The sequence below is a fragment of the Enterobacter sp. Res13-Sevr-PEC09-46 genome, from assembly GCF_015672585.1.
In the GTDB taxonomy this organism is placed as follows: Bacteria; Pseudomonadota; Gammaproteobacteria; order Enterobacterales; family Enterobacteriaceae; genus Enterobacter; species Enterobacter hormaechei_C.
In genome coordinates this window covers 48,041-72,749 of the sequence record NZ_JADABR010000015.1, presented here as the reverse complement: position 1 = coordinate 72,749, position 24,709 = coordinate 48,041, and the positions used below count along the sequence as shown (strand labels likewise).

General features: G+C 55.1%; 26 protein-coding genes and 5 tRNA genes. 15 read left to right on the top strand and 16 right to left on the bottom strand.

From position 1 onward, the window contains the following. Window positions 1-116: 116 nt before the first annotated feature. The 11 genes from csrA (at window position 117) to IMQ56_RS08320 (ending at window position 5,402) form a co-directional block, all read left to right on the top strand. Complete coding sequence (gene csrA, locus IMQ56_RS08370; RefSeq protein WP_000906486.1) at window positions 117-302, top strand: carbon storage regulator CsrA; 186 nt, start codon at window positions 117-119, stop codon at window positions 300-302. Between the two features lie 342 nt (window positions 303-644). After that, window positions 645-737: transfer RNA gene (locus IMQ56_RS08365), tRNA-Ser, on the top strand. A 4-nt stretch (window positions 738-741) separates the two neighbouring features. After that, window positions 742-818 (top strand) — tRNA-Arg (locus IMQ56_RS08360). Window positions 819-882: 64 nt separating this feature from the next. Next, a tRNA-Arg gene (locus IMQ56_RS08355) sits at window positions 883-959 on the top strand. Window positions 960-988: 29 nt separating this feature from the next. Beyond that, window positions 989-1,065 (top strand) — tRNA-Arg (locus tag IMQ56_RS08350). Between the two features lie 29 nt (window positions 1,066-1,094). Continuing rightward, window positions 1,095-1,171: transfer RNA gene (locus IMQ56_RS08345), tRNA-Arg, on the top strand. Between the two features lie 126 nt (window positions 1,172-1,297). Next, window positions 1,298-1,864, top strand: coding sequence for a fructose-1-phosphate/6-phosphogluconate phosphatase (yqaB, locus tag IMQ56_RS08340; RefSeq protein ID WP_015571665.1), 567 nt, complete (start codon window positions 1,298-1,300; stop codon window positions 1,862-1,864). Further along, the gene (locus tag IMQ56_RS08335; protein WP_017692791.1) at window positions 1,861-2,289 is read left to right on the top strand and encodes a YqaA family protein; all 429 of its coding nucleotides are present in this window, start codon (window positions 1,861-1,863) and stop codon (window positions 2,287-2,289) included. The genes yqaB and IMQ56_RS08335 overlap by 4 nt, the downstream gene beginning before the upstream one ends. An 83-nt stretch (window positions 2,290-2,372) precedes the next feature. After that, window positions 2,373-3,917, top strand: coding sequence for a glutamate--cysteine ligase (gshA, locus tag IMQ56_RS08330; protein WP_022649137.1), 1,545 nt, complete (start codon window positions 2,373-2,375; stop codon window positions 3,915-3,917). Between the two features lie 151 nt (window positions 3,918-4,068). Beyond that, window positions 4,069-4,584 carry an S-ribosylhomocysteine lyase gene (gene luxS, locus IMQ56_RS08325; RefSeq protein WP_017382778.1) on the top strand — a complete coding sequence of 172 codons (516 nt, stop codon included), beginning with the start codon at window positions 4,069-4,071 and terminating at the stop codon, window positions 4,582-4,584. Between the two features lie 53 nt (window positions 4,585-4,637). Beyond that, window positions 4,638-5,402 (top strand): helix-turn-helix transcriptional regulator, encoded by a 765-nt coding sequence (locus IMQ56_RS08320; RefSeq protein WP_032104524.1) that lies wholly within the window; start codon window positions 4,638-4,640, stop codon window positions 5,400-5,402. On the opposite strand, the gene leuA is transcribed toward IMQ56_RS08320, so the two are convergent. The 13 genes from leuA to IMQ56_RS08255 all read right to left on the bottom strand — a co-directional run bounded on the left by leuA (window position 5,389) and on the right by IMQ56_RS08255 (window position 20,231). Next, entirely contained in the window at window positions 5,389-7,044 is a 1,656-nt protein-coding gene (gene leuA, locus IMQ56_RS08315) for a 2-isopropylmalate synthase (RefSeq protein ID WP_126498820.1), read from the bottom strand. The two genes, IMQ56_RS08320 and leuA, sit on opposite strands and share 14 nt — an antisense overlap. A gap of 185 nt (window positions 7,045-7,229) precedes the next feature. Continuing rightward, window positions 7,230-8,777, bottom strand: coding sequence for a multidrug efflux MFS transporter permease subunit EmrB (gene emrB / locus IMQ56_RS08310; protein WP_006811709.1), 1,548 nt, complete (start codon window positions 8,775-8,777; stop codon window positions 7,230-7,232). Between the two features lie 16 nt (window positions 8,778-8,793). Further along, window positions 8,794-9,966, bottom strand: a complete 1,173-nt coding sequence (emrA, locus tag IMQ56_RS08305; RefSeq protein ID WP_017382776.1) for a multidrug efflux MFS transporter periplasmic adaptor subunit EmrA — start codon at window positions 9,964-9,966, stop codon at window positions 8,794-8,796. Window positions 9,967-10,096: 130 nt separating this feature from the next. Further along, complete coding sequence (emrR, locus tag IMQ56_RS08300; RefSeq protein ID WP_017694792.1) at window positions 10,097-10,627, bottom strand: multidrug efflux transporter EmrAB transcriptional repressor EmrR; 531 nt, start codon at window positions 10,625-10,627, stop codon at window positions 10,097-10,099. Between the two features lie 314 nt (window positions 10,628-10,941). Then, window positions 10,942-12,126 (bottom strand): MFS transporter, encoded by a 1,185-nt coding sequence (locus IMQ56_RS08295; RefSeq protein WP_017382775.1) that lies wholly within the window; start codon window positions 12,124-12,126, stop codon window positions 10,942-10,944. A gap of 204 nt (window positions 12,127-12,330) precedes the next feature. Then, on the bottom strand, window positions 12,331-13,326 hold the full coding sequence (gene proX / locus IMQ56_RS08290) for a glycine betaine/L-proline ABC transporter substrate-binding protein ProX (protein WP_017382774.1): 996 nt from the start codon (window positions 13,324-13,326) through the stop codon (window positions 12,331-12,333). Between the two features lie 9 nt (window positions 13,327-13,335). Next, complete coding sequence (proW, locus tag IMQ56_RS08285; RefSeq protein WP_015571659.1) at window positions 13,336-14,400, bottom strand: glycine betaine/L-proline ABC transporter permease ProW; 1,065 nt, start codon at window positions 14,398-14,400, stop codon at window positions 13,336-13,338. Continuing rightward, window positions 14,393-15,595 carry a glycine betaine/L-proline ABC transporter ATP-binding protein ProV gene (gene proV, locus IMQ56_RS08280; protein ID WP_047718539.1) on the bottom strand — a complete coding sequence of 401 codons (1,203 nt, stop codon included), beginning with the start codon at window positions 15,593-15,595 and terminating at the stop codon, window positions 14,393-14,395. The genes proW and proV overlap by 8 nt, the downstream gene beginning before the upstream one ends. Window positions 15,596-15,928: 333 nt before the next feature. Beyond that, a complete protein-coding gene (gene nrdF / locus IMQ56_RS08275; protein WP_017382773.1) occupies window positions 15,929-16,888 on the bottom strand; it encodes a class 1b ribonucleoside-diphosphate reductase subunit beta in 960 nt (319 codons plus the stop codon). Between the two features lie 9 nt (window positions 16,889-16,897). Continuing rightward, on the bottom strand, window positions 16,898-19,042 hold the full coding sequence (gene nrdE / locus IMQ56_RS08270; protein WP_032669334.1) for a class 1b ribonucleoside-diphosphate reductase subunit alpha: 2,145 nt from the start codon (window positions 19,040-19,042) through the stop codon (window positions 16,898-16,900). Further along, on the bottom strand, window positions 19,015-19,425 hold the full coding sequence (gene nrdI, locus IMQ56_RS08265; RefSeq protein ID WP_015571656.1) for a class Ib ribonucleoside-diphosphate reductase assembly flavoprotein NrdI: 411 nt from the start codon (window positions 19,423-19,425) through the stop codon (window positions 19,015-19,017). Before nrdI ends, nrdE begins: the two co-directional genes overlap by 28 nt. Beyond that, window positions 19,422-19,661: a glutaredoxin-like protein NrdH gene (gene nrdH, locus IMQ56_RS08260; RefSeq protein WP_017382770.1), complete on the bottom strand. Its 240-nt coding sequence runs from the start codon at window positions 19,659-19,661 to the stop codon at window positions 19,422-19,424. The genes nrdI and nrdH overlap by 4 nt, the downstream gene beginning before the upstream one ends. Window positions 19,662-19,904: 243 nt before the next feature. After that, window positions 19,905-20,231, bottom strand: coding sequence for a DUF883 domain-containing protein (locus IMQ56_RS08255; protein ID WP_017382769.1), 327 nt, complete (start codon window positions 20,229-20,231; stop codon window positions 19,905-19,907). A 158-nt stretch (window positions 20,232-20,389) separates the two neighbouring features. On the opposite strand from IMQ56_RS08255, the gene IMQ56_RS08250 reads away from it, so the two are divergent. Next, the gene (locus tag IMQ56_RS08250) at window positions 20,390-20,734 is read left to right on the top strand and encodes a DUF2002 family protein (protein WP_006811693.1); all 345 of its coding nucleotides are present in this window, start codon (window positions 20,390-20,392) and stop codon (window positions 20,732-20,734) included. 32 nt (window positions 20,735-20,766) lie between these two features. On the opposite strand, the gene alaE is transcribed toward IMQ56_RS08250, so the two are convergent. Next, complete coding sequence (alaE, locus tag IMQ56_RS08245) at window positions 20,767-21,216, bottom strand: L-alanine exporter AlaE (RefSeq protein ID WP_015571653.1); 450 nt, start codon at window positions 21,214-21,216, stop codon at window positions 20,767-20,769. Between the two features lie 496 nt (window positions 21,217-21,712). Here alaE and stpA point away from each other — a divergent pair, with 496 nt between their 5' ends. Further along, entirely contained in the window at window positions 21,713-22,117 is a 405-nt protein-coding gene (gene stpA, locus IMQ56_RS08240; protein ID WP_022651717.1) for a DNA-binding protein StpA, read from the top strand. 37 nt (window positions 22,118-22,154) lie between these two features. Here stpA and IMQ56_RS08235 read toward each other — a convergent pair whose 3' ends face one another. Then, a complete protein-coding gene (locus IMQ56_RS08235) occupies window positions 22,155-22,334 on the bottom strand; it encodes a hypothetical protein (RefSeq protein ID WP_032669335.1) in 180 nt (59 codons plus the stop codon). A 342-nt stretch (window positions 22,335-22,676) separates the two neighbouring features. Between IMQ56_RS08235 and IMQ56_RS08230 the strand changes: the two genes are divergently transcribed. Then, window positions 22,677-22,835, top strand: a complete 159-nt coding sequence (locus tag IMQ56_RS08230; RefSeq protein ID WP_003862203.1) for a YqaE/Pmp3 family membrane protein — start codon at window positions 22,677-22,679, stop codon at window positions 22,833-22,835. On the opposite strand, the gene IMQ56_RS08225 is transcribed toward IMQ56_RS08230, so the two are convergent. Then, on the bottom strand, window positions 22,832-23,761 hold the full coding sequence (locus tag IMQ56_RS08225; protein WP_023295311.1) for a LysR substrate-binding domain-containing protein: 930 nt from the start codon (window positions 23,759-23,761) through the stop codon (window positions 22,832-22,834). The two genes, IMQ56_RS08230 and IMQ56_RS08225, sit on opposite strands and share 4 nt — an antisense overlap. 320 nt (window positions 23,762-24,081) lie before the next feature. Here IMQ56_RS08225 and IMQ56_RS08220 point away from each other — a divergent pair, with 320 nt between their 5' ends. After that, window positions 24,082-24,687 (top strand): ankyrin repeat domain-containing protein, encoded by a 606-nt coding sequence (locus IMQ56_RS08220; protein ID WP_196063843.1) that lies wholly within the window; start codon window positions 24,082-24,084, stop codon window positions 24,685-24,687. Window positions 24,688-24,709: the final 22 nt, after the last annotated feature.

Genomic DNA, 24,709 nt, shown 5'->3' with positions numbered 1-24,709 from the left:
GATGCCGTGACTGCTTACACTTTACGTGTTTGTCATCGCTTACTTTTTGGCGTTATATGATGGATAATGCCGGGATACAAGAGACCCGACTCTTTTAATCTTTCAAGGAGCAAAGAATGCTGATTCTGACTCGTCGAGTTGGTGAGACCCTCATGATTGGGGATGAGGTCACCGTGACAGTTTTAGGGGTAAAGGGTAACCAGGTACGTATTGGTGTTAACGCTCCTAAAGAAGTATCTGTCCACCGTGAAGAGATCTACCAGCGTATCCAGGCTGAAAAATCCCAGCAGTCCAGTTACTGATATTGTCGCGTCTCGCTGTCGGGCGAGACGCAACCCTCCTGCTATTTTTCCTGCATAAAGTTACCGTTCTATTTCAAACGCTTCGTTTTTGACCACTCTCATAATTTTATCTCATCCAAAAGACGCGCTTCTCTCAACACAATTCTGTGAAGATGCCTGCAAAATCCGCTTATAAAACACTCTCTTTGCGGCTTTTACATGCGAATTGGGTGCGAATTGTGCAAACGAAAAAAGCATGTGGAAAATTGTTTGACTTATAAGTCCCAGAAAGTAATATATGCGCCACGCAGCGACGAGAAGCTCTTAACGAGTTGCTCGAAGCACTCGAAAGAGGCGTTGTGTGGTGAGGTGGCCGAGAGGCTGAAGGCGCTCCCCTGCTAAGGGAGTATGCGGTCAAAAGCTGCATCCGGGGTTCGAATCCCCGCCTCACCGCCATTTTGCATCCGTAGCTCAGCTGGATAGAGTACTCGGCTACGAACCGAGCGGTCGGAGGTTCGAATCCTCCCGGATGCACCATCTATTACTTCATATTGCTTTCGAAGTGATATGAATATCGAGCAGTACAGTAGTAAATCCCGATGCATCCGTAGCTCAGCTGGATAGAGTACTCGGCTACGAACCGAGCGGTCGGAGGTTCGAATCCTCCCGGATGCACCATTTACTATTTCTGAAAGCAGTTCCCTGATGCATCCGTAGCTCAGCTGGATAGAGTACTCGGCTACGAACCGAGCGGTCGGAGGTTCGAATCCTCCCGGATGCACCATTTACTGTTTATAAAAGCATTTCCCCGATGCATCCGTAGCTCAGCTGGATAGAGTACTCGGCTACGAACCGAGCGGTCGGAGGTTCGAATCCTCCCGGATGCACCATCTCTTCTTGTGATCCCCTTCGATGTTTAGTTCTTAATCACTCTCATTGTTATCACTTCGCAATCAGCGACAAAAATCCCCTTTTACGATAAAGTAATGCTTTGTTAATCGTTTAGCGAGAGCACGATGTACGCACAGTATGACGGTTTGATCTTCGACATGGACGGCACCCTCCTGGATACCGAACCCACGCATCGTCAGGCCTGGACCGAAGTCCTGGGCCGTTACGGTATGCGTTTCGATTTACAGGCGATGATTGCCCTCAATGGATCGCCCACCTGGCGTATCGCACAGGCCGTGATTGAGCTGAATCAGGCCGATCTCGACCCGCATCAGCTCGCGCGTGAAAAAACCGACGCGGTAAAAGCCATACTGTTAGACACCGTGCAGCCTTTACCACTCATTGACGTCGTCAAGGAGTGGCACGGGCGTCGTCCTATGTCTGTCGGTACGGGCAGCGAGAGCGCGATTGCTGAAGCGCTACTCAACCACCTTGGCCTGCGCCACTATTTTTCTGCCGTCGTTGCCGCCGATCATGTTAAACATCACAAACCCGCACCGGATACCTTCCTGCTCTGTGCAGAATTAATGGGTGTTCCACCTGCAAAATGCGTGGTGTTTGAAGATGCTGATTTTGGCATTCAGGCCGCGCGTGATGCCGGAATGGCGGCGGTGGACGTTCGCTTACTGTGAGTGACGCGCTGTCACTCGCTTCATTATTCGCCAGCAGTTTTTTAAGCTCCACCCTCTTACCGGGGAATTCGGAAGTGGTGCTGGTGGCGATGCTGTTGTCCGGCGTAAGTCAGCCCTGGTTGCTGGTCTTAATAGCAACAATGGGTAATAGCCTTGGAGGGCTGACTAACGTTATTCTTGGACGTTTCTTTCCGCTACGCGAAAAATCTCGCTGGCAGGAAAAGGCAGTCGGCTGGCTAAAACGCTATGGCGCTGCCACGCTGTTATTAAGCTGGATGCCTGTAATAGGCGATTTACTGTGTCTGCTGGCGGGATGGATGCGCATTTCCTGGGGACCGGTGCTCTTTTTTTTGTGCCTTGGCAAGGCGTTACGCTATGTTTTACTGGCATGGGTAACACTACAGGGTATGACGTGGTGGCACTAATTGGTGGAATGAATTCGCGACCTTCAATCGTCAACCATTACAATTATGCTGAGTGACAATTTTTTGACAGGCGGGAGGTCAAATTGATCCCGGACGTATCACAGGCGCTGGCCTGGCTGGAAAATCACCCTCAGGCACTGAAGGGTATTCAGCGTGGGCTTGAGCGCGAAACGCTGCGCGTAAATGCGGATGGTAGCTTAGCGACTACGGGACACCCGAAGGCGTTAGGCTCGGCGCTGACACATAAATGGATCACAACCGATTTCGCCGAAGCGCTGCTGGAGTTCATCACGCCAGTAGACGGTGATATTGATCATATGCTGACGATCATGCGCGACGTGCATCGCTTCACCGCCCGCAACCTCGGCGACGAGCGTATGTGGCCGCTCAGCATGCCGTGCTATATCGAGCAGGGGCAGGATATCGAGCTGGCGCAGTACGGCACCTCGAATATTGGTCGGCTGAAAACGCTGTATCGCGAAGGACTGAAAAATCGCTACGGCGCACTGATGCAGACGATCTCTGGCGTGCACTACAATTTCTCTCTGCCGATGGCGTTCTGGCAGGCGAAGTGCGGTGAAACGGATAAAGAAGCGATCTCCGCGGGCTACTTCCGCCTGATCCGCAACTACTACCGTTTTGGCTGGGTTATTCCGTATCTGTTCGGCGCGTCCCCGGCCATCTGTTCATCGTTCCTGCAAGGGAAACCGACCACGCTGCCGTTCGAGAAGACCGAATGTGGCATGTATTACCTGCCGTATGCGACCTCCCTGCGCCTGAGCGACCTTGGCTATACCAATAAATCGCAAAGTAATCTCGGAATTACGTTTAACGATCTGCACGAATATGTGGCAGGCTTGAAGCGGGCGATAAAAACCCCGTCGGAAGAGTACGAAAAAATCGGCCTCGAAAAAGACGGTAAGCGCCTGCAAATTAACACCAACGTGTTGCAGATTGAAAATGAACTGTATGCGCCGATTCGTCCGAAGCGCGTGACGCGCAGCGGTGAAACGCCGTCGGATGCGCTACAGCGCGGCGGGATCGAATACATTGAAGTGCGCTCGCTGGATATCAACCCGTTCTCACCGATTGGCGTTGACGAACAGCAGGTTCGCTTCCTTGACCTGTTTATGGTCTGGTGCGTACTGGCGGATGCGCCGGAAATGAGTTCCGACGAACTGCTGTGTACCCGTGCCAACTGGAATCGCGTGATTCTGGAAGGGCGCAAGCCGGGTCTGACGTTAGGTATTGGCTGTGAAACGGCTCAGTTCCCACTGTCTAAGGTAGGGAAGGATCTGTTCCATGACCTGAAGCGCGTAGCCCAGACGCTGGACAGCGTGTACGGCGGCGAAGCTTACCAGAAGGTCTGCGACGAACTGGTTGAAAGCTTTGATAACCCGGAACTGACATTCTCAGCACGAATTCTGCGTTCTATGATTGAACAGGGAATTGGTGGCACAGGGCGTTCACTCTCAGCGGAGTACCGTGAGATGCTGATGCAGGAGCCGTTAGAGATCCTGAGCGAAGCGGATTTTGTGGCAGAGCGTGATGCGTCCGTTGTGCGTCAGAAAGAGGTCGAAGCGGCGGATACGGAGTCGTTTGAGGCGTTTCTGGCGAAGCAGGCCTGAACCAAAAGAAAAAGGCCACATCGCTGTGGCCAAAATATACATCTCTGAATTCAGGGATGATGATAACAAATGCGCGTCTTTCATATACTCAGACGCGCATTCTGTAGAAGAGTTCAGTTTATTTTAAAAAAATCACTATCGGAGGTGACGTATGCCGTTATTAGATAGCTTTACTGTCGACCATACCCGTATGGAAGCACCAGCAGTCCGCGTGGCGAAGACCATGAACACGCCGCACGGCGACACGATCACCGTTTTCGACCTGCGCTTCTGCGTGCCCAATAAAGAAGTGATGCCAGAGAAAGGCATTCACACGCTGGAACACCTGTTCGCCGGATTCATGCGCGACCACCTGAACGGCAACGGCGTGGAGATCATCGATATCTCTCCGATGGGCTGCCGCACCGGTTTCTACATGAGCCTGATTGGTCAGCCTGATGAGAAACGCGTCGCGGATGCGTGGAAAGCGGCGATGGAAGACGTGCTGAAGGTGAAAGAGCAGAACCAGATCCCTGAGCTGAACGTTTACCAGTGCGGCACTTACCAGATGCACTCTCTGGAAGAAGCTCAGGAGATTGCCCGTCATATCATCGAACGTGATGTTCGTGTAAACAGCAATGACGAGCTGGCCCTGCCAAAAGAAAAACTTCAGGAACTGCACATTTAGTATCGTGCCTGTGGATGCCCGGTGGCGCTTCGCTGACCGGGCCTACAATCCTGATGACGACAACCACCACCTTCTCCTTTACCCATCGCCCGCTTGTGCCGTTTTCGCATGATTATGCTCATGGCGACAGCGAGCCGTGGCATCAGCACGACTGCGCGCAGCTCCTGCACAGCCTCACCGGCGTCGTGCGGGTCGATACCGAATCCGGCTGCTGGGTGGTGCCGCCCGGTCGCGGCGTCTGGCTACCTGCGGGTACGCAGCACGCCTTGCGCATCACCGGCAACGTTGCTGCCCGCACGCTGTTTATCGACCCGCTGGCGCGCGCCGATCTTCCGGCGACCTGCCAGATCGTGCAGATCTCGCCCCTGCTGCGCGAGCTGATCCTGACCTCCCTTACGCTTCCTGAATCTTACGCACCCGGAAGCCGCGATGAACGTGTTTATGAGCTGATCCTCGATGAAATTCGCCTCATGCCGGTACTGCCGTTTCACCTGCCCGAGCCGGAAAGCGAAGCGCTGCGCCACCTCTGCCAGCAGATTCGAATGGCCCCGGGAGAAAGCTGGAGCAGCGCCCAGGCCGCAGGTATTGTGGGGATGAGCGAACGCACGCTGAACCGCCATTTTCAGCAGCAGACAGGCCTGAGCTACGGCGAGTGGGTGAGAAGGGCGCGACTGCTGGAAGCCTTAGTGCGGCTGGCGCAGGGCCAGCCGGTATTACGCGTGGCGCTGGATCTGGGGTATGGCAGCCACAGCGCCTTTACGGCAATGTTTCGCCGGGTAATGGGTCTCTCACCCAGCGATTACTTCAGGAACGACTGACTGCGTTAAAAAGCGCCTGAATCGACGCGCGTGCCACGTCGCTGTCGATGCCCACGCCCCAGCGGCTGGTCCCATCCTGGAACAGGCAGCGGATATAGGCCACCGAGCGGCTGTCGCTGCGTTCGCCTAACGTATGTTCGTGATAATCCTTGATCACAAACGGTGCGTTGATCCAGCGGCTTAAGCCGTGAGCGGCGGCGGAGAGCAAACCGTTTCCCTGGCCTTCCAGCTGGCGGGTGCCCCCTTGCGTGGCGACGCTTGCCGTCAGCCGCAGCTGGCCGTCCTGCTGGCTGTCGCTGCGGTACGATTGCAGCGCTAATGGCGGGCTCGCCACCAGGCCGTAGCGGGCGCGGAACAGCTGCCAGAGCGCATTCTGCGTCATCTCTTTTCCATGGTTATCCGTTTCCTGCTGCACGTGCTGGCTAAAATCCTGTTGCAGGGCGCGAGGCAATTTCAGGCCGTGGTTTTGCTCAATAAGCCAGGCGCTTCCGCTTTTTCCTGACTGGCTGTTCACGCGGATCACCGCTTCATAGGTACAGCCAATATCCTGCGGGTCGACGGGCAGATAGGGCATCTCCCAGCGTTCGCCAGGCTTACGGGCATCGAAACCTTTCTTGATGGCATCCTGGTGCGAGCCGGAGAAGGCGGTGTAAGCCAGACGACCCGCCCACGGATGGCGCGGATGGACGGGCAGCTGGTTGCAGGTTTCTACCGTTTCAACCACCCGATTCATATCACTGAAATCCAGATTCGGGCTAATGCCCTGGCTGTAGAGGTTCATCGCCAGCGTCACCAGGCAGACGTTGCCCGTGCGCTCACCGTTACCAAACAGGCAGCCCTCCACGCGGTCAGCCCCGGCCATGACGGCCAGCTCTGCGCTGGCGACGCCGGTACCGCGATCGTTATGCGGGTGCACGCTGATACAGACGTCACTGCGGCGGCTGAAGTGACGGCAGAAATACTCGATCTGGTCGGCATAGACGTTTGGCGTACTCACTTCGACGGTAGCGGGAAGGTTGAGGATCATCGGACGCGCCGCGCACGGCTGCCAGATCTCCGCCACGGCTTCACAAATCTCCAGCGCAAACTCCGGTTCGGTAAAGCAGAAGGTTTCCGGGGAGTACTCGTACTGCCAGCGGGTGTCAGGGTTCTCTTCACACAGCTGACGAATCAGGCGCGTCGCGCGCGTCGCCAGCTCGACGATTTGCGCTTTCTCCATGCCGAATACCAGACGGCGGAACAGCGGGGCGGTGGCGTTATACAGGTGAACGGTGGCCTGCTTCGCGCCGCGCAGGGAGTCGAAAGTGCGACGGATAAGATCGTCCCGCGCCTGCGTTAACACCTGAATGGTGACGTCATCCGGGATGCGGTTCTCCTCAATCAGCTGACGCACAAAATTGAAGTCCGTCTGCGAGGCGGACGGGAAGGCGACTTCGATTTCTTTAAACCCGCAGCTCAGCAGCAGATCCCAGAATTGCAGCTTGCGCGCGCTGTCCATCGGCTCGGCCAGCGCCTGGTTACCGTCGCGTAAGTCGGTCGAGAGCCAGCGCGGGGCGCGGGTGATAATCTGCTCCGGCCAGCGGCGGTCGGGCAACGAAAGGGTGGGGTAAGGCTGGTATTTGTCGGCGGGTGTGTTCAGCATGGTGCGCTCCTGTTGTCTTTTCACTATCGTGAATCGATTTCAGGCGCGCTGCTTTATCGGAACTGACAATCGCTGTCGCGTTTTGGACAAGGGGGGCGATTGTTGCCCGGTGGCGCTGCGCTTACCGGGCCTACGATCGTAGGCCGGGTAAGGCGTAGCCGCCACCCGGCAACCCGTGCACAGGGCTAGTGCGCCCCACCGCCCCCGCTACCGGCCCCAAACGGTGGTTTGGCAAACCACACCAGCCCCAGCAGGACGATGAAGATCCCCGCCGATATCCAGAAAATCTCGTTTGCCGAGATAATCAGCCCCTGGTTGGTGATCTGCTGGGCAAGCCAGCCGGACGCCTGCTGCTCCGTCATCCCCATCCCCTCAAGCTGGCTATACATCTGCTGAGCGTTAGGGTTGAACGGGTTCACCGCTTCGGTGAGTTGAGCATGGTGCATCGATTCCCGGTTGGTCCACAGCGTGGTGGTGATCGAAGTCCCGATGGAGCCCGCCAGCGTACGGGTGAAGTTCGACAGGCTCGATGCCGCCGCCATCCGCTCAGGCGGTAAGCCGGAAAGCGTAATGGTGGTCAGCGGCATAAAGAAGCACGCTACGGCGAAGCCCTGAATAAACTGCGGCCACGCGGAGGCGCCAAAGTCCATTCCCGGTTCAAACGTATACGCGCGCCAGTAGAAGCACACGGCGTACATGATGAAGCTGAACGTCACCAGCCTGCGCATGTCGAGCTTATGGGCGAAACGGCCAATAATCGGCGACAGCAGAACCGGAATTAACCCCACCGGCGCGGAGGCCAGCCCCGCCCAGGTTGCGGTATAGCCGTACACCTCCTGCAACAGCTGCGGCAGCAGAACAATCGCGCCGAAGTAGAGCATATAGGCGAGACTGATACAGAGGCAGCCGATGGTGAAGTTTCGCGATTTAAACAGCGAGAGGTCGACTATCGGATTATCGTCCGTCAGCTCCCAGACAATCAGGAAGCTGATGGCCACCACGGCGACCACCGTCAGCACAATGATTTCCGTAGAGGCAAACCAGTCCAGCTCTTTGCCGCGGTCGAGCATGATTTGCAGGCTGCCGATGCCGACAACCAGCAGTGCCAGCCCGATGCCGTCGATCCGCCGCTGTTCGGTCCGCGTTTCGCGACCACGCAGAGACTGTAGCGTCATCAGCACCACCAGCGCACCGATGGGCACGTTGATGAAGAAGATCCAGCCCCAGTGATAGTTATCGCTGATATAGCCGCCGAGGATTGGCCCGCAAATTGGGGCGACGATCACCGTCATCGACCACAGCGCGAGCGCGATGGAGCGCTTGGCGGGCGGATAGTTGTTCAGCAGCAAACTCTGCGACAGCGGAATCAACGGCCCGGCGACAATCCCCTGGATGACGCGGAAGAAAATCAGCATCGTCAGGCTGCTGGACATGCCGCAGGCCCAGGAGGCCAGCACGAACAGGATCGTCGACCAGAGGAACAGCTTCACTTCACCGACGCGCTTCGCCAGCCAGCCGGTGATGGGAATGGAGATGGCGTTCGCCACCCCGAACGAGGTAATGACCCAGGTCCCCTGGCTCAGCGATGAGCCAAGGTTCCCGGCGATCGTAGGGATCGCCACGTTTGCGATGGTGGAGTCCAGCACCTGCATGAATGTCGCCAGCGACAGCGCAATGGTCATAATGACCAGCTGCGCCCCCTCCAGCGGTTTTTGCGGCTTTTGCTGTTGCATAACGCTCACCTTCGGCTTAACCGGCGTTTGCCTTCACGATGTCATCGATCAGCTTATTGACCGGATCGAGGCTAATTTCACGGGCGTTACTTTCATAAGCTGGCGTACTGCGCACCTGGCTTGCGAGGATCTGACCGTCGCGGTTGGCGGTATCGACCGTCACCAGCGTGGAAAGGCCAATTCGCAGCGGATGGTCTGCCAGCTGCTTAGGATCCAGCTCGATACGCACAGGCAAGCGCTGTACCACTTTGATCCAGTTGCCGGTGGCGTTCTGTGCAGGCAGCAGGCTGAACGCGCTGCCGGTCCCCATGTCCAGACCGACCACTTTTCCGGTGTACTTGACGTCATCGCCGTAAATATCGCTGACCACGGTCGCGGTCTGGCCGATACGCATATGCGCCAGCTGGGTCTCTTTGAAGTTCGCATCGACCCACAGATTGTTTGCCGGAACGACCGCCATCAGCGGCGTGGTGGTGCTAATCTGCGCCCCTGGCTGTACGGAACGACGGGAAACGTAGCCGGTCATCGGGCTGACGATTTTGGTACGTTGCAGGGCAAGCCATGCGTTACGCACTTCGGTCGCCGCCTGTTTCACCGCTGGCTGGTTTTCCAGAGAGGTACCCAGCACCATCGCCTGATTAGCGTTGTACTGTTGGATCGCCACGTCCAGTTGCGCCTGTGCGCTGGCCACCGCGTCGCGGGCGTGCTGCAACTCTTCACGGCCAATCAGGTTGGCGGTGCCGAGAGGAACACGACGATTGAGGTCGCTCTGCGCCTGAGCCAGGGCCGTTTTCTGCACGTCGATATTGGCCTGAAGCTGCTTGCTGTTGATCATCAGCTGGCGGGTCTGGCGAACGCTGGAGGCCAGCGCCGTCTGTGCTTTTTCAAACGCCTGTTGGGCGTCGGTCGGGTCGAGCGTGACCAGCACATCGCCTTTTTTCACAAAGTCGGTGTTATCAGCCCAGACTTTCGTCACGCTGCCTGACACCTGGGCCATGATTTGAACCTGATTCCCTGCCACGTATGCATCGTCTGTCTCTTCAACATGACGCAAGACTAAAAACCAATAGATCCCATATGCCACGGCAATAATAATAAAGAGCAAGGTCAGCAGAATAAGGGCGCTCTTACGTTTGCCCTTTTTGTTGGCCGGTTGCTGCGGGAGGGTGTTCTCCGCATTTGCGCTCATTGTTGTTCTCCACGATCTTTTTATTTTCACATCGGCTGAGCCGACCTGTTGTCAGAAAGGCCAGCAGTTTCACGTGCTGGCCTGTCAGTTTTTCTTTTTAGCAATCTGGAATGTTGAGCGGATCGTCGCGTTAGCGCAGCGCCTCAAGGATGACGCCGTCTTCATCCATCTGGTCCAGACGGGTGAGCAGCTTGCGAGTAATGTGCTCAAGCTGGTCGCGCTCGGCGGTGCTGAGGGCAGACCAGAGCTGGTGCAGGCAGTTGTGCTGCGGTGGCAGCACTTCGCGCAAGAATTCGTGACCTTTCTCGGTCAGTTGCAGATGCAGGCAGCGGCGATCGTTATCGCTTTCACGGCGTTCAATCCAGCCGCGCTTTTCCAGTTCATCCGCGATACGGGTCGCATTGGTACGGGATGACCCCAGCGCACAGCTCAGTTCCGACGGCTGAATGCTGTGATTTTCCTGAGACTCCAGCGTAATCAACGCCATAAACAACGTCTCGTTAATCCCCTGCGCTTTCAGCATCTTGTTACGATTTTCCAGCAGCTTACCCTGCATGTGCATGCACAGGCGGGTCAGCAGGATTTCCTGATACGGGAAGTCCTCATGACGACTGGCGCGGAACTTAAGCATTTGTTCAATGGGCGTAAACGAACTATCCATTTTGGGCATAACCTCATTAATTACAGCCGATATAGTAACGACAGTGACAAATAATGTAAATGAATTATTTGTGCGGTTATATCCGCCAAACGTATGTCACCATCAGAAAGCGCCGGGTAAATCCGTGACCCGGTGAGCACAGAGAGCGTGGGGTGTGTACCCGCGAAAGAGGGGATGTGAGGACAGGGGTCTGAACTATTCATGCCGGTAGTAAATATGTCACCCACAGTAAAATTTCTGGGATAAATGATTACCGTTACCTTAACAGATGCAGGCCCCCTTTACACCCCAGGGGGCCCAAAGCAATGTAAAACTTAGTGAATTGCTTCCTGACGGTGATAGCCGCGCCACCATACCAGCAGATTTATCGCCGCGACGATGGCGCCGATGGCGCATACGCCCGTCCAGCCCGCGTGCTGCCAGGCGGAGGCTGAGATTAGCGAACCCGCCGCGCCGCCGATAAAGTAGCTGGTCATGTACCCGGCCGTCAGACGGTTACGGGCATCCGGCTTCACGCGGTAAATCACGGTCTGGTTGGTGATATGTACACCCTGCACGGTGAGGTCGAGCACCAGAATACCGACAATCAGCGCCAGCACAGATACGTGTCCGTACCAGATGGCCGCCCAGGAGAGCAGGAGTAAAACCAGCCCTGCGGAGGTGGTCATATGAGATTTGCCTTTGTCGGCCAGCCCACCCGCCGGGCGCGCGCCCAGTGCGCCAGCCGCGCCTGCCAGCCCGAACAGGCCAATCACGCCTTCTGAGTAGTTAAACGGCGGCGCGGCGAGCAGAAACGCCATCGACGTCCATAAGATGCTGAAGTTAGCGAAGGTGAGACACCCCAGAATGGCGCGCGTGCGCAGGAGTTTATCCCGGGTAAAGAGGCTGAAAACGGAGGCGAGGAGCTGCGGATAGTTCAGGTGATTTTCCTGCTTCACCTTTGGCAGGCCGCGCCACAGGGCCAGCGCCATGATAACCATCAGCACGCTCGCCACCCAGTAAACGGTGCGCCAGCCGCCGAGGCTCGCCAGCAGCCCGGCAACGGTTCGCGCGAGCAGGATGCCCAGCAGCAGGCCGCTCATGATAGTGCCGACCACTTTGCCGCGTTTTTCCGGGGAAGCCAGCGTCGCGGCGAGGGGAACCAGAATTTGCGCCACCACCGAGAACAGCCCCGTCAGCGCGGTGCCGATAATCATCATCGTTAACGACTGGCTGCTGGCAGTGATCAACATCCCGCCCGCCGCCAGCAGTGTCATGGAGACGATAAGCATCCGGCGCTCAAACATATCGCCTAATGGCACCAGGAACAGCAGCCCGGCCGCATAGCCGAGCTGTGCGGCGGTGACAATAAACCCGGCGGAGCTGGCTGAAAGATCGAAGGCGCGTGCGATGGTGTCGAGCAGTGGTTGTGCGTAATAGTTGCTGGCGACGGCCAGACCCGTTGCCACGGACATTAAAAGGATGAGTGCGGGGCTAAGCCCTTGAGTTGTTTTTGTCATTAGTTTCAGGAATCGTGAGTTAAGTGATTATTTTTCCGGAAACATAATAACCAATGATGGTGAATGTTGGGGAATTGTTACGTGGTGGATTGTGCGGTTAAGGTTGGGTGCGGTTTGATCCCCTCACCCCGACCCTCTCCCAGGGGGAGAGGGTGGTCATCGTTCCCTCTTCCCCTGGGAGAGGTTAGGGTGAGGGAAAATGTTTTACTTCTGCGCCTCAAGCGCCTCTTTCACCCAGCCATCGAACTGCTGCTGGTGGGCTTTGATCCAGCCATCCACGTGGCCTTTGATATCAGCTTCGGATGATTTACCCGCGTGCATCATCGCGTTCTGGGCGTTAATGTCTGCCAGCGGCAGTTTCATCACCGAGAACAGCTTCGCCGCCGCCGGGTTTTTCTCGGCCCAGGCTTTGTTCGCCACAATATGCATGGTGTTCACCGGGAAGCCATAGTTCATGCCGTTTGGCAGTTTGGTGTCGATATCTTTCTGCTCGCCTGGCAGGGAGGAGAAGGGCACCTGCAACCACACCACGTCTTTGCCCGGCTTCAGCACGTCGCTCACCCAGTACGGCGTCCAGGTGTAGTAGATCACCGGCTTGCCTTCTTTAAAGCGGGCGATGGTGTCGGCCATCATCGCAGAGTAATTGCCGTGGCTCACGTCGACGGTCTTCGCCAGATCGAAGGCTTTGTTCTGGTGGTTAATCACCGCTTCACAGCCCCAGCCCGGCGAACAGCCCATCATGTCGGCTTTACCGTCACCGTTGGTATCAAACAGTTTTGCGATCTTCGGATCTTTCAGCTGTTCAATATTGGTGATGTGATATTTATCGGCGGTTTTCTTGTCGATCAGATATCCCTGCGCAGCGCCGGTCACAAAGGTGCCTTCGCGGTAGAATTTCTTGTCACCGCCTGCGGCGGCATACATGTCGTCGTGCAGCGGCTGCCAGTTCACGGCGGTAAAGGTGGCATCACCGGAGGCAATGGAGGTATAGCCCACGTTGTAATCCACTTCGCTGGCGGTATTCACCGTATAGCCCAGTTTCTCCAGCGCACGGCTGACAATCTGGGTCTGGAAGGACTCTTCCGAAATGGTGCTCTGCACCGGCTGCACGGTAATGCCTTTGCCCGGCAGGTCAGCGGCAACTGCGCTGGTGGAGACAAGGGTCGCAAACGCTGTGGCAAAAAGTACGTTATGTCGCATCGTTGTTCCTTATTTTGTAAATGGGCGGGTGAGTAACCCGACAGGGCCGGTGGTGTACCAGCGACGGTTGCCGCGACTACGTGAATCACGACCGACAGCCTGGGTCAGGCGGTCAAGAATGATGGCGAGGATCACAATCCCGACGCCGCCGACGGTCGCCAGCCCCATATCGAGACGGCCAATGCCGCGCAGTACCATCTGACCTAACCCGCCAACGGCAATCATCGAGGCGATCACCACCATCGACAGCGCCAGCATCAGCGTCTGGTTAACACCTGCCATAATGGTCGGCATCGCCAGCGGAAGCTGAACCTTAAACAGCATCTGACGCGGGCTGGCGCCGAACGAGCGCGATGCCTCTATCAGATCCGCAGGCACCTGGTTAATGCCCAGAATGGTCAGGCGAATAATCGGTGGCAGGGCGAAGATAATGGTCACGACCACCCCCGGTACGTTACCGATGCCGAACAGCATCACGATAGGCACCAGGTAAACGAACGCTGGCGTGGTCTGCATCGCATCCAGCAGCGGGCGGATAATCTTCGCGGCCCTGGGGCTGCGCGCCAGCCAGATCCCCATCGGCAGGCCGATCACCACGCAGAACAGCAGGGCGGTCAGCACCAGCGCCAGGGTGATCATCGCCTGAGACCACGCGCCAATCGCGCCGATGGCAATCAGGGAGATGAGCGTGGCGATCCCCATACCCGCGCTGCCGAACTGCCATGCGATCAGCGAGAACAGGATAATCGCCACCGGCGCGGGCATGCCCAGCATCAGCTGCTGGAAGCCGTTCAGGATGTAATCCACCGGGATGCGGATCCCCTGGAACACCGGACGGAAGTGGGTAACGACCCAGTCGATCCCCTCCGTTACCCAGCTATCCAGCGGGATCAGCGTCTTGTGGAACGGATCCATAATATTGAAATGCTCTGGGGCAGGCGCTGGTGCGCTGTTGAGCCAGTCTGCCGCGCCGCCGCCATCGGCAGGCGCAGGCGTCGACCCCCACGCATCGGCAGATTGCGCCGCGCTGTCCGCTGCTTCAGTGGTGCCCCATGGGTTTGATTGATCAGCCATTGTTTGTCCCCTCGCGATCTAAAGCCTGTAGCAGCATCCGTTTTGAGATGATGCCAACGTACTGTTGTTCTTCACCGACGACCGGCACGGCGCACGGCGCCTGACCCACGTGAGAGAGCAACTCGCTGAGCGGCGTTTCGGCGTCCACGGCAAGCGGAGCGTCAATCAACGCTGCATCGATTCCCAGGTTTTCGCTCAGGGCGGTTTTCAGAGAGTCGATGGAGACCACGCCGACAAATTTATTGCCGCGTTCAACCAGATAACCGTATTCACGGTCTTCGTCCTGCAACAGCTTCAGCGCGGAGCGCGGGCCAAAACCTGGCGTTTTACGAATAATGCCGTTTGGTGTTCGACGGGCAATATCTTTCGCACTGAATACGTGGCTAATATCCACGCCGCGGAAGAAGGTGCGCACATAATCATTCGCCGGATTATTGAGAATTTCATCCGGTGTGCCGACCTGCACCACTTCACCATTTTGCATAATGGCGATACGGTCGCCAATACGCATGGCTTCATCCAGATCGTGAGAAATAAAAACAATGGTGCGCTGATGTTTGGCCTGTAATTTTACCAGCTCATCCTGCATCTCGGTGCGAATTAAGGGATCGAGCGCTGAGAAGGCTTCGTCCATTAATAAGATGTCCGGATTAATCGCTAATGCGCGCGCTAATCCCACACGCTGACGCATACCGCCGGAGAGTTCATCCGGATACGCATGAGCATAATTTTCCAGCCCGACCTGACGCAGTGCATCAAGGGCTTTTTCCTGACGTTCCTGAGCGGGCGTGCCGGCTAACTCCATGCCAAAGGCGGTATTATCGAGTACCGTCATGTGCGGCATCAGTGCAAATGACTGAAACACCATCGCAATTTTCTTTCTGCGCACCTCGCGGAGATCTGCGTCTGATATTCTGGCGATATCCACGCCGTCTATCAGCACCTGTCCGCGGGTGGGTTCAATCAGGCGATTGAGAAGGCGAACCATAGTGGATTTACCCGAACCGGATAATCCCATGATGACAAAAATCTCGCCTTCTTCAATGGCCAGACTGGCGTCTTTAACGCCAAGCGATAGCCCGGTTTTTTCCAGAATTTGCTCTTTCGTAAGGCCTTTCTCAATATATTTGAATGCGCGCTGCGGGTGCTCGCCAAATACTTTATAAAGATTTTTCACTTCTAATTTAATTGCCATGCAATAGAGAGTGTCCTGTTATTTGTTTATGTCGATATGATTACCATGGTAAATAGTTAACTGGCATTACCCTAACATACTCAGAATCTGAGACAACCCTGGACCGGCCTGAGGCCGGAATTTTGCCGCAAGCGAAACGGCTGAATTTCCCATGAATAAAGGGCTGAGGGCGGTTTGAATTTTTCTCAATTTTTTGCTGTTGCATGGGAGAATTTCGCCTGAATCGGTGTGATTCAGGCGAATATGACGGGGAAATTACAGTGTAGTACGTCGTGGAATATTCGGCTGGAAATAATGAACTGTAGAGTTAATTAATGAACGTTAATTCATTCATTAAAAATCCCAGTCCTCGTCTTGCGTCTCCACCGCTTTACCCATCACGTACGACGAGCCGGACCCGGAAAAGAAGTCGTGGTTTTCATCGGCGTTGGGCGACAGCGCCGCGAGGATCGCCGGGTTCACCTCCGCCATTTCTGGTGGGAATAACGCTTCGTAGCCCAGGTTCATCAGCGCCTTGTTGGCGTTATAGCAGAGGAAAGCTTTTACGTCCTCTTCCCAGCCCGTTCCGGCGTACAGCTCTTCGGTATAGCTCAGCTCGTTGTCATACAGATCCATCAGTAAATCGAGGGCAAAACCTTTGAGTTCCTCGCGTTTTTCCGCGCTGACTTTCTCCAGCCCTTTCTGGTACTTATAGCCGATATAATACCCGTGTACCGCTTCATCCCGGATGATGAGGCGAATCAAATCGGCGGTGTTGGTGAGCTTGCCCCGGCTCGACCAGTACATAGGCAGCCAGAAGCCGGAATAGAAGAGGAAAGATTCCAGGAACACGCTGGCGATCTTCTTCTTCAGCGGCTCGTCGGCCCGGTAATATTCCAGCACCAGATCTGCCTTGCGCTGCAATGACGCGCTCTCTTCACTCCAGGCGTAGGCCGCGTCCACGTCTCTGGTCTGGCACAGGGTGGAGAAAATCGAGCTGTAGGAGCGGGCATGGACCGCCTCCATAAAGCTGATATTCGACATTACCGCCTCTTCGTGCGGGGTCAGCGCATCACTCATCAGCGCGGGCGCACCCACGGTATTCTGAATGGTGTCCAGCAGCGTCAGGCCGGTAAAGACGCGGATTGTCAGCTGCTGCTCGGCATGGCTCAGGGTTTGCCAGGCCGGAATATCGTTGGAGAGCGGGACCTTTTCCGGCAGCCAGAAGTTGCTGGTCAGGCGGTTCCAGACCTCCAGGTCTTTATCATCCTGAATTTTGTTCCAGTTAACGGCACTTACGCGTGACAGTTTCATCCTTTCTCCTTACAGCGCGCAGGACACGCAGCCTTCAATTTCGGTGCCTTCCAGCGCGAGCTGGCGCAGGCGAATGTAGTACAGCGTTTTGATGCCTTTCTTCCAGGCGTAGATCTGCGCTTTGTTGATATCCCGCGTGGTGGCGGTGTCCGGGAAGAAGAGCGTCAGTGACAGCCCCTGATCCACATGTTTAGTCGCCTCGGCGTAGGTATCAATGATCTTTTCCGGGCCAATCTCATAGGCGTCCTGGTACAGCGCCAGATTCTCGTTGGTCATAAACGGGGCAGGGTAGTAGACACGCCCGGTTTTGCCTTCCTTACGGATTTCAATCTTCGACACGATGGGGTGGATGCTCGACGTGGCGTGATTGATATAGGAAATGGAGCCGGTTGGCGGCACCGCCTGAAGGTTCTGGTTATAAATGCCGTAGCGCATCACCTCTTCACGCAGCTGTTGCCACATCTCACGCGTCGGCAGGGTGATGCCAGCGCGGGCAAACAGCGCGCGTACTTTTTCGGTTTTCGGCTGCCAGTCGCCTTCCAGGTACTGGCTGAAATACTCTCCGCTGGCGTAGCGGGACTGCTCAAAGCCTGCGAACCGCTGGTGGCGTTCGCGCGCCAGCATCATCGAGGTATGCAGCGCATGCCATGTGATGGTGTAGAAATAAAGGTTGGTGAAATCCAGCCCTTCCGGGCTACCGTAGGCGATGCCCTCCCGCGCCAGATAGCCGTGCAGGTTCATCTGCCCAAGGCCGATGGCATGCGACGCAGCGTTGCCCGCCTCAATGGACGGTACGCTGCGGATGTGGCTCATGTCCGATACCGCCGTCAGCCCGCGAATGGCGGTCTCTACCGTGCGGCCAAAATCGGGTGAATCCATGGTATGGGCAATATTCAGCGACCCGAGGTTACAGGAGATATCCTTGCCCACGTCCGCGTAGTCGAGGTTCTCGTCGTAGCTGGACGCGCTGTTGACCTGCAAAATCTCCGAGCACAGATTGCTCATGTTGATGCGCCCGGCAATCGGGTTCGCGCGGTTCACCGTGTCCTCGTACATGATGTACGGATAGCCGGACTCAAACTGAATTTCAGCCAGCGTCTGGAAGAAATCGCGGGCGTTGATGGTTTTTTTGCGAATGCGATCGTCGGCCACCAGCTCGTCGTACAGCTCGCTTATCGCCACGTCGCCAAAGGCTTTGCCGTAAATCCGCTCAACGTCATACGGTGAGAAGAGCGCCATGTCGGCATTCTCTTTAGCCAGCTTAAACGTGATATCCGGGATCACCACGCCGAGCGACAGGGTTTTGATGCGGATCTTTTCGTCGGCGTTTTCACGTTTGGTATCCAGAAAACGCAGAATGTCCGGGTGGTGCGCGTGCAGATAAACCGCACCCGCGCCCTGACGTGCGCCAAGCTGGTTGGCGTATGAGAAGGCATCTTCCAGCATCTTCATCACCGGGATGACGCCGGAAGACTGGTTTTCGATGCGCTTAATCGGCGCGCCCGCTTCCCGCAGGTTCGAAAGCAGAAACGCCACGCCGCCGCCGCGTTTCGAAAGCTGTAGCGCCGAATTCACCGCACGGCCAATCGACTCCATATTGTCTTCAATACGCAGCAGGAAGCAGGAGACCAGTTCGCCGCGCTGGGCTTTCCCACAGTTAAGGAACGTTGGCGTGGCGGGCTGGAAGCGACCGGAGAGGATCTCCTCCGTGAGTCTTTCGGCTAGCGCTTCATCGCCCTGCGCCAGCGTCAGCGCCACCATCACCACCCGATCTTCAAAGCTTTCTAAATAGCGTTTGCCGTCAAAGGTTTTCAGGGTGTAGCTGGTGTAATACTTCCACGCGCCGAGAAACGTCTGGAAGCGAAAACCGCTGGCGTGCGCCCGTTCAAACAATGCCACCACGAAGGCGCGGTCGTAGCGTGTCAGGACACGCTCTTCGTAATAACCCTCTTTTACCAGCCAGTCGAGACGTTCCTGCTGGCTGCCAAAGACGACGCTGTTCGGGCGTACATGAGCGGCAAAAAAGGCGTCCACCGCCTCATGATCTTTGCCAAACTGAATGCGCCCCTCGCGGTCATAGAGGTTTAGCATGGCGTTTAATGCGTGGTAATCCGGCGTCGCCTGAATCACGCGTTCTGCGGTTGTCGTTGCCAAAATTCGTTCACTCCTTTACGCACGTTCTCTACGTCCTGCTGTGTCCCCATCAGTTCAAAACGATAGAGATACGGCACGCCGCATTTTTGAGAGATGACATCCCCGGCGCGGGCAAAGGCCTCGCCGAAGTTGCGATTGCCTGCGGCGATCACGCCGCGAATCAGCTGCCGGTTATGGGGATCGTTTAGAAAGCGGATCACCTGACGAGGCACAGCCCCTGCGGTGCCGCCACCTCCATAGCTGGGCACCACCAGAATGTAGGGTTCGTCTACCTGAATACGCTCCCGCTCGTTCAGCGGAATGCGTATCGCGGGCAGCCCGAGACGCTCCATAAACCGAAGCGTGTTTTCCGAGCTGCTGGAAAAGTAGACCAGCGTGCTCATGCACTGACGCCCTGAGCGGCAAGGCGGTTGATCATGTCCGGACGGAAGCCAGACCAGCTGGTGTCGCCGGCAACGACAACCGGAAGCTGACGGAAACCCTGCGCCCGCAGGGTGTCTGCCGCGTCGGGTACCTGATCAATATTGACCATCTCAAATGCCACGCCGCGGCTCTCCATCGCCCGTTTCGTGGCGTGGCACTGAACACAATCGTTACGAGTGTAAATAATAATGCTCATGATTCGTATTTCCATTTAGAATGAGAGAACGGCGCGAGTAAACGCGTCATGTTGTGTGTGTCTTGCTAAAGGGAATACTAGATGTAGTTGCGATAAGTTTCAACCACACAAGATATGGGAAATACAGATTAATAAGGCCCCAACGATGAGCCTGGCGGGGCAGGGTGGGCTGTGCGGGTTTTTCAGGCTGTCAGGCAAAGAAAAGCCCCGGCGCCTGAGGCGACCGGGGCTGAGAACGCGCGCTTACTTACGCAGGCTAAGCAGGGCGCCGACAAAAATCCCGACCGCCGCGACCGTTCCCAGCGTACAAAGTGGTTTTTCACGTACGAAGGTGGTGGCGCAGCTGGCCATGTCGCAGGCCGCCTGAGTGGTACGTGAGCGGCCATTCATCCTTGCCCGCGTTTCACGCAGCAGAGACTGAGCCTTACGTTTCGCGGCATCTGCTTCATCCTTCGCGTCAGAGCCCCAGGATTTCAATACGGCTTCCAGCGTGTCCGCTAATTGGCTGACATCGTTACGAATATCCTGTGTGTCGTCATTAATATCGTTTCGGTTCGGTCTGTTAAACATACGATCCTCCATAATTTGTGTTCCCGTTTAGTTTAGTCCAGAAATGTAATATCTGAAGCGAGTCACGGCTTATCGGGCAGTTTATGGAATATTCTGAAAGCCCTGCTAATGCTGAATACTGTAAGGTTGCCGGGCAGGAATGATAATGAGGAAAAGATATGTATTTACGACCCGATGAGGTGGCGCGCGTTCTTGAAAAAGAAGGGTTCACCATGGATGAGGTAACATCAAAAGCGTACGGATATCGCCGTGGTGAGAATTATGTTTACGTCAACCGTGAAGCAAGAATGGGGCGTACTGCTCTCATTATTCACCCGACACTCAAAGACAGAAGCCTGTCATTTGCTGAGCCCGCCTCGGATATTAAAACCTGCGATCATTATCAGCAATTTCCGCTCTATTTAGGCGGCGAGACGCATGAACATTATGGTATTCCGCACGGTTTCAGCTCGCGTATGGCGCTGGAGCGGTTCCTGAAAGGGCTGTTTGGCGACGTACAATAACTCTGCGACTGGCCTGAGCCAGTCGCCTTACCTTACGCTTTTGCCTGGCTATAAGGGCTGACTTTAAACAGGCGGCGGCAGTAGTCAAGAAAGTAACCGTACACCGCACCCATCAGCATGGATACCACGATATTTGAACTTACCGCAGCGGCGATTTGATGCCAGTCTGCGCCCACCGTCAGCAAAATAACCACATACACCGGGGACTGGAACGTTACGTAAGCCAGCACGTCCGCCAGGTTTTTTACCCAACCCGCCGGGCTAATACGCCGGGCTAAACGCATCACTGCATCGCGATACAGGCCGTACGGCCAGGCAATCATGATATTCACCGGAATGGCCACCAGGCGCGACGAGAGGGATTGCTCAAAGGACATTCCCGACAGGAAAATTTCAATCAGCATATTCACGACGGAACAGTAAACGACCATCGCGAACGTATCCGCTACCGCATGGCGCAGGCGAGACTGCGGTGAGAACATGTCTGAACTCCTCGAACAGGACAAAAAAGTGGCGTTTTACCTGCGGCCTTTAGTGCTTTAGGTTGGTTTGTTATGAGTGTATAGCGTATATCTCTGGCTTTTAACTAACAAGTAGTGATTAATTTTTATTTACTGGCGCTTTAGCCATAAAATTCTCTAAAGTTGTGCGTTTTTTGCGCGCTTCGTTATTTTCTCTCCTCGCGCCTATTTTAGTGAAATATATCAATGGATTAGTTTGTCTGTGTGCGTGTGAAACCTCTGTTGTGTGGGAGAGTGGAGGCGGTTTTTTGAACTGTTTTAAACAGGAGCTTGTGGTCAGGGGAAGGGCGGTATATTACACATTAAAACAGACATATATTTCGGGGTTATATTAACGGGATATTCTAAAACATTTACAATAATGTCAAAACGTCAGGGTGGGTAGATATCAGAACCAAAATCAATTATTCTGTTGCCTGATTTATGTTATACACACGAAGAAAGGTTTTTCATTATTATGGCTTTAACGTTACAGAATCTTAATAATATTCGTACCCTCCGGGCGCTGGCACGTGAATTATCCATGGATGTTCTGGAAGAAGTGCTGGAAAAATTCCGGATTGTCACTGAAGAAAAACGCAGCGAGCAGGCTGAATTAGAGCGTCAACGCGCTGAACAGCAGGATAAAATTAATGCTCTGCTGGAACTGATGAAAGCTGACGGTATTTCTCCGAGCGATCTGTTAGGCAGTGATCTGGCGCAGGCGGGTCAGCCGACGAAAAAACGTAAAGCGCGTGCGGCGAAATATCGTTTTATTGACGCGAACGGTGAAGAAAAAACCTGGACTGGCCAGGGGCGTACGCCAAAGCCAATTGCAACCGCACTGGCAAACGGTAAATCGCTGGACGATTTCCTGATCTGATGATTATTCGGGCGGTGTATTCCGCCCGATTATTGACTTAGCAGACGCCAAAGTCACCGTCTTCGGAGTACAGAACCACGTCCGCCGATTTCAGGTGATATTTCTCGCCCTGCTCATTGCTGGCCTGCACAGCCACAATGTTTTCACCATTCACTTCGAGCACTTTCAGTTTCGGACCGCCCTGACGCGGTTGGACATAATCACCGACAGAAAACATAGCACCTCCTCATCATTGTCATGATCTTCACCATAGCCCACGTCCGGGGGCGGGGTACAGCCTAATCTTTCAGATACTCCTTATCAGGTACGTCGGTTCCACGGCATCACTTTCAGCAATCAGCGCGTTTGCCTGCTGCGGCGAAATAAGAGGAAGAGACATTGCGTTTCCTTACGGTCAATTTCAGAACAGTAGAGCATTTAAGGCGGGGGTTTAAGCCAGTGTAAAGAGGGTAAAGGCAGGTAAAAGCGCGAGAGACGCATGGCAGTTAACCGTAAACTGGCTACGCTTAGAGAAGTGTCTTTTATAATTTTCAATTGGTTAGCTTGCACGGAGTTTTTTATGGGTTTTTGGCGCGTTGTTTTTACGATTATTCTCCCGCCGCTGGGCGTGCTGCTTGGCAAGGGGCTGGGCTGGGCGTTTATTCTGAATATCCTTCTGACCATCCTGGGCTACTTCCCCGGTCTTATCCACGCGTTTTGGGTTCAGACGAAGAGCTAGGTACGCCACAGTAAGTCACTGTAGATCCGGGTCAGCACGCCTTCCGGGCCAAACTGCTGTTTGATCCAGCGCGTGACCTGACCGGTCGCCGCATGCTGCGTGGCGAGCAGCATGCGCGAATCCTGACGTGGATTATTGATCCGCCGCGTTACCAGCAGCCCTTCCTCCACCGCCTCACGCGTCATATATTCCGGTAAAAAGCCAATACCTTCCCCCAGGATCTGACACTGGCATTTCGTGTTGAAGTCCGGCACCAGAATCGCCTCCTGGCCGTGAAGCAGCCAGCCCACCTTCTTGTTGATGGTATGCGCGGTGTCCTCGACCATGATATTGGGATACAGACGCAGCTGACTTTCGGAAATGGGCTCCGGGGCGAACGCCAGCGGATGGGTGGGCGCGATGGCAAATACCCAGCGGATCGCGCCTATCTCGGTGTAATCAATGCCGCCGCCGTCCAGCAGCGTATCCGGCGCGCCAATGGCGATGTTGGCCTGATTATTAATGATGGAATCCCAGACGCCGTTATACACCTCGGTCGTCACCGTGATCTGGCAGGTGGGAAACTGTTTTTTCAGCACCTGGAGCAGACGCGCGGTATGGCGTGGCGTATACAAAAGCTGATTTATGCAGATGCGTACCCGCGTCTCAATGCCCTGAGAAATGGTATCAATCCCGCGCTTGATGGCATGAAAGTCATTCAGCAGGTCGGTCGCTTTACGATAAAAGTAAAAACCGGATTCTGTCAGCTCAATGCTGCGCGTGTTGCGTACAAACAGCACCACGTCCAGCCCGGTCTCCATGCGTTTGATGGTGTAACTGATGGCGGAGGTGGTTACGCCCAGCTCGGCAGCCGCTTTGCTAAAACTGCCAAAACGTGCCGCGGTGGTGAAGGCCAGCAAATTCTCTTCGGTAAAGATGGAATTCATATTATGGCTCCTGGTGACCATCAGTTTTGAACATATTTTAACAGCGGCGTTACATCATAGTTGATGTCGATCACAGTTCTGGATTTTTACGTAGAACCGCGCTGTGTAAGGCTTTTTCAGCCATAAGGATAATGCAGCCTGAAGCGCGTAAAAGCGGTGAAACATAAGAAAAAGGTTGCACAGACGCACATATCTCCCGGACTGTTGAATTTAACTCAACAATGAATTGCGTGTCGATGAATCATTTTTAAGCGGATTCTTTTATGACCAGGCTGTTGCTATTCTCAGGTCATCAGAAGTGAAACATAGGGAGTCTGAATATGTCTGCAACTGCACTGGTTACAGAATTTCTGCTGGCGGCAGAAGAGGGCAATATCGACGCGCTAAAAGCCTGCCTGGAGAAAGGCGTGGATATTAACGCGACCAACCGCCAGAAAAGAACCGCCATTATTATTGCCAGCCTGAAAAAGCATTACGCCTGTGTGGAGTTTTTAATTGCCACCGGGGCGGATATTGATAAACAGGACCAGACCTGTTTTAACCCCTTCCTGATCGGCTGCCTGACCAATGATTTAACCCTGCTGCGCATTGTCCTTCCGGCGAATCCGGATCTCGACCGTCTGACGCGCTTTGGCGGCGTGGGCATTACCCCTGCCAGTGAAAAAGGGCACGTTGAAATCGTGCGTGAGCTGCTGGAAAAAACCGACATCAACGTCAACCACACCAATTTTGTCGGCTGGACGCCGCTGCTGGAGGCCATCGTATTAAATGACGGCGGCGCAAAGCAGCAGGAAATTGTGAAGCTGCTGCTGGATTACGGCGCGAACCCGCACATGACCGATAAATACGGCAAAACCCCGCTCGAACTGGCGCGGGAAAAAGGCTTCAACGCGATCGCAGACCTGCTGCTGGCGGCAGGCGCATAGTGCATTCGGTCAGCCTTCCCCT

What these genes read in the sequence shown, in the direction of transcription:
- csrA (WP_000906486.1), top strand. Translation starts at nt 117, where the DNA reads ATGCTGATTCTGACTCGTCGAGTTGGTGAGACCCTCATGATTGGGGAT.
- yqaB (WP_015571665.1), top strand. Translation starts at nt 1,298, where the DNA reads ATGTACGCACAGTATGACGGTTTGATCTTCGACATGGACGGCACCCTC.
- luxS (WP_017382778.1), top strand. Translation starts at nt 4,069, where the DNA reads ATGCCGTTATTAGATAGCTTTACTGTCGACCATACCCGTATGGAAGCA.
- IMQ56_RS08320 (WP_032104524.1), top strand. Translation starts at nt 4,638, where the DNA reads ATGACGACAACCACCACCTTCTCCTTTACCCATCGCCCGCTTGTGCCG.
- leuA (WP_126498820.1), bottom strand. Translation starts at nt 7,044, where the DNA reads ATGCTGAACACACCCGCCGACAAATACCAGCCTTACCCCACCCTTTCG.
- emrB (WP_006811709.1), bottom strand. Translation starts at nt 8,777, where the DNA reads ATGCAACAGCAAAAGCCGCAAAAACCGCTGGAGGGGGCGCAGCTGGTC.
- emrA (WP_017382776.1), bottom strand. Translation starts at nt 9,966, where the DNA reads ATGAGCGCAAATGCGGAGAACACCCTCCCGCAGCAACCGGCCAACAAA.
- emrR (WP_017694792.1), bottom strand. Translation starts at nt 10,627, where the DNA reads ATGGATAGTTCGTTTACGCCCATTGAACAAATGCTTAAGTTCCGCGCC.
- IMQ56_RS08295 (WP_017382775.1), bottom strand. Translation starts at nt 12,126, where the DNA reads ATGACAAAAACAACTCAAGGGCTTAGCCCCGCACTCATCCTTTTAATG.
- proX (WP_017382774.1), bottom strand. Translation starts at nt 13,326, where the DNA reads ATGCGACATAACGTACTTTTTGCCACAGCGTTTGCGACCCTTGTCTCC.
- proW (WP_015571659.1), bottom strand. Translation starts at nt 14,400, where the DNA reads ATGGCTGATCAATCAAACCCATGGGGCACCACTGAAGCAGCGGACAGC.
- proV (WP_047718539.1), bottom strand. Translation starts at nt 15,595, where the DNA reads ATGGCAATTAAATTAGAAGTGAAAAATCTTTATAAAGTATTTGGCGAG.
- nrdF (WP_017382773.1), bottom strand. Translation starts at nt 16,888, where the DNA reads ATGAAACTGTCACGCGTAAGTGCCGTTAACTGGAACAAAATTCAGGAT.
- nrdI (WP_015571656.1), bottom strand. Translation starts at nt 19,425, where the DNA reads ATGAGCACGCTGGTCTACTTTTCCAGCAGCTCGGAAAACACGCTTCGG.
- nrdH (WP_017382770.1), bottom strand. Translation starts at nt 19,661, where the DNA reads ATGAGCATTATTATTTACACTCGTAACGATTGTGTTCAGTGCCACGCC.
- IMQ56_RS08255 (WP_017382769.1), bottom strand. Translation starts at nt 20,231, where the DNA reads ATGTTTAACAGACCGAACCGAAACGATATTAATGACGACACACAGGAT.
- IMQ56_RS08250 (WP_006811693.1), top strand. Translation starts at nt 20,390, where the DNA reads ATGTATTTACGACCCGATGAGGTGGCGCGCGTTCTTGAAAAAGAAGGG.
- alaE (WP_015571653.1), bottom strand. Translation starts at nt 21,216, where the DNA reads ATGTTCTCACCGCAGTCTCGCCTGCGCCATGCGGTAGCGGATACGTTC.
- stpA (WP_022651717.1), top strand. Translation starts at nt 21,713, where the DNA reads ATGGCTTTAACGTTACAGAATCTTAATAATATTCGTACCCTCCGGGCG.
- IMQ56_RS08235 (WP_032669335.1), bottom strand. Translation starts at nt 22,334, where the DNA reads ATGTTTTCTGTCGGTGATTATGTCCAACCGCGTCAGGGCGGTCCGAAA.
- IMQ56_RS08230 (WP_003862203.1), top strand. Translation starts at nt 22,677, where the DNA reads ATGGGTTTTTGGCGCGTTGTTTTTACGATTATTCTCCCGCCGCTGGGC.
- IMQ56_RS08225 (WP_023295311.1), bottom strand. Translation starts at nt 23,761, where the DNA reads ATGAATTCCATCTTTACCGAAGAGAATTTGCTGGCCTTCACCACCGCG.
- IMQ56_RS08220 (WP_196063843.1), top strand. Translation starts at nt 24,082, where the DNA reads ATGTCTGCAACTGCACTGGTTACAGAATTTCTGCTGGCGGCAGAAGAG.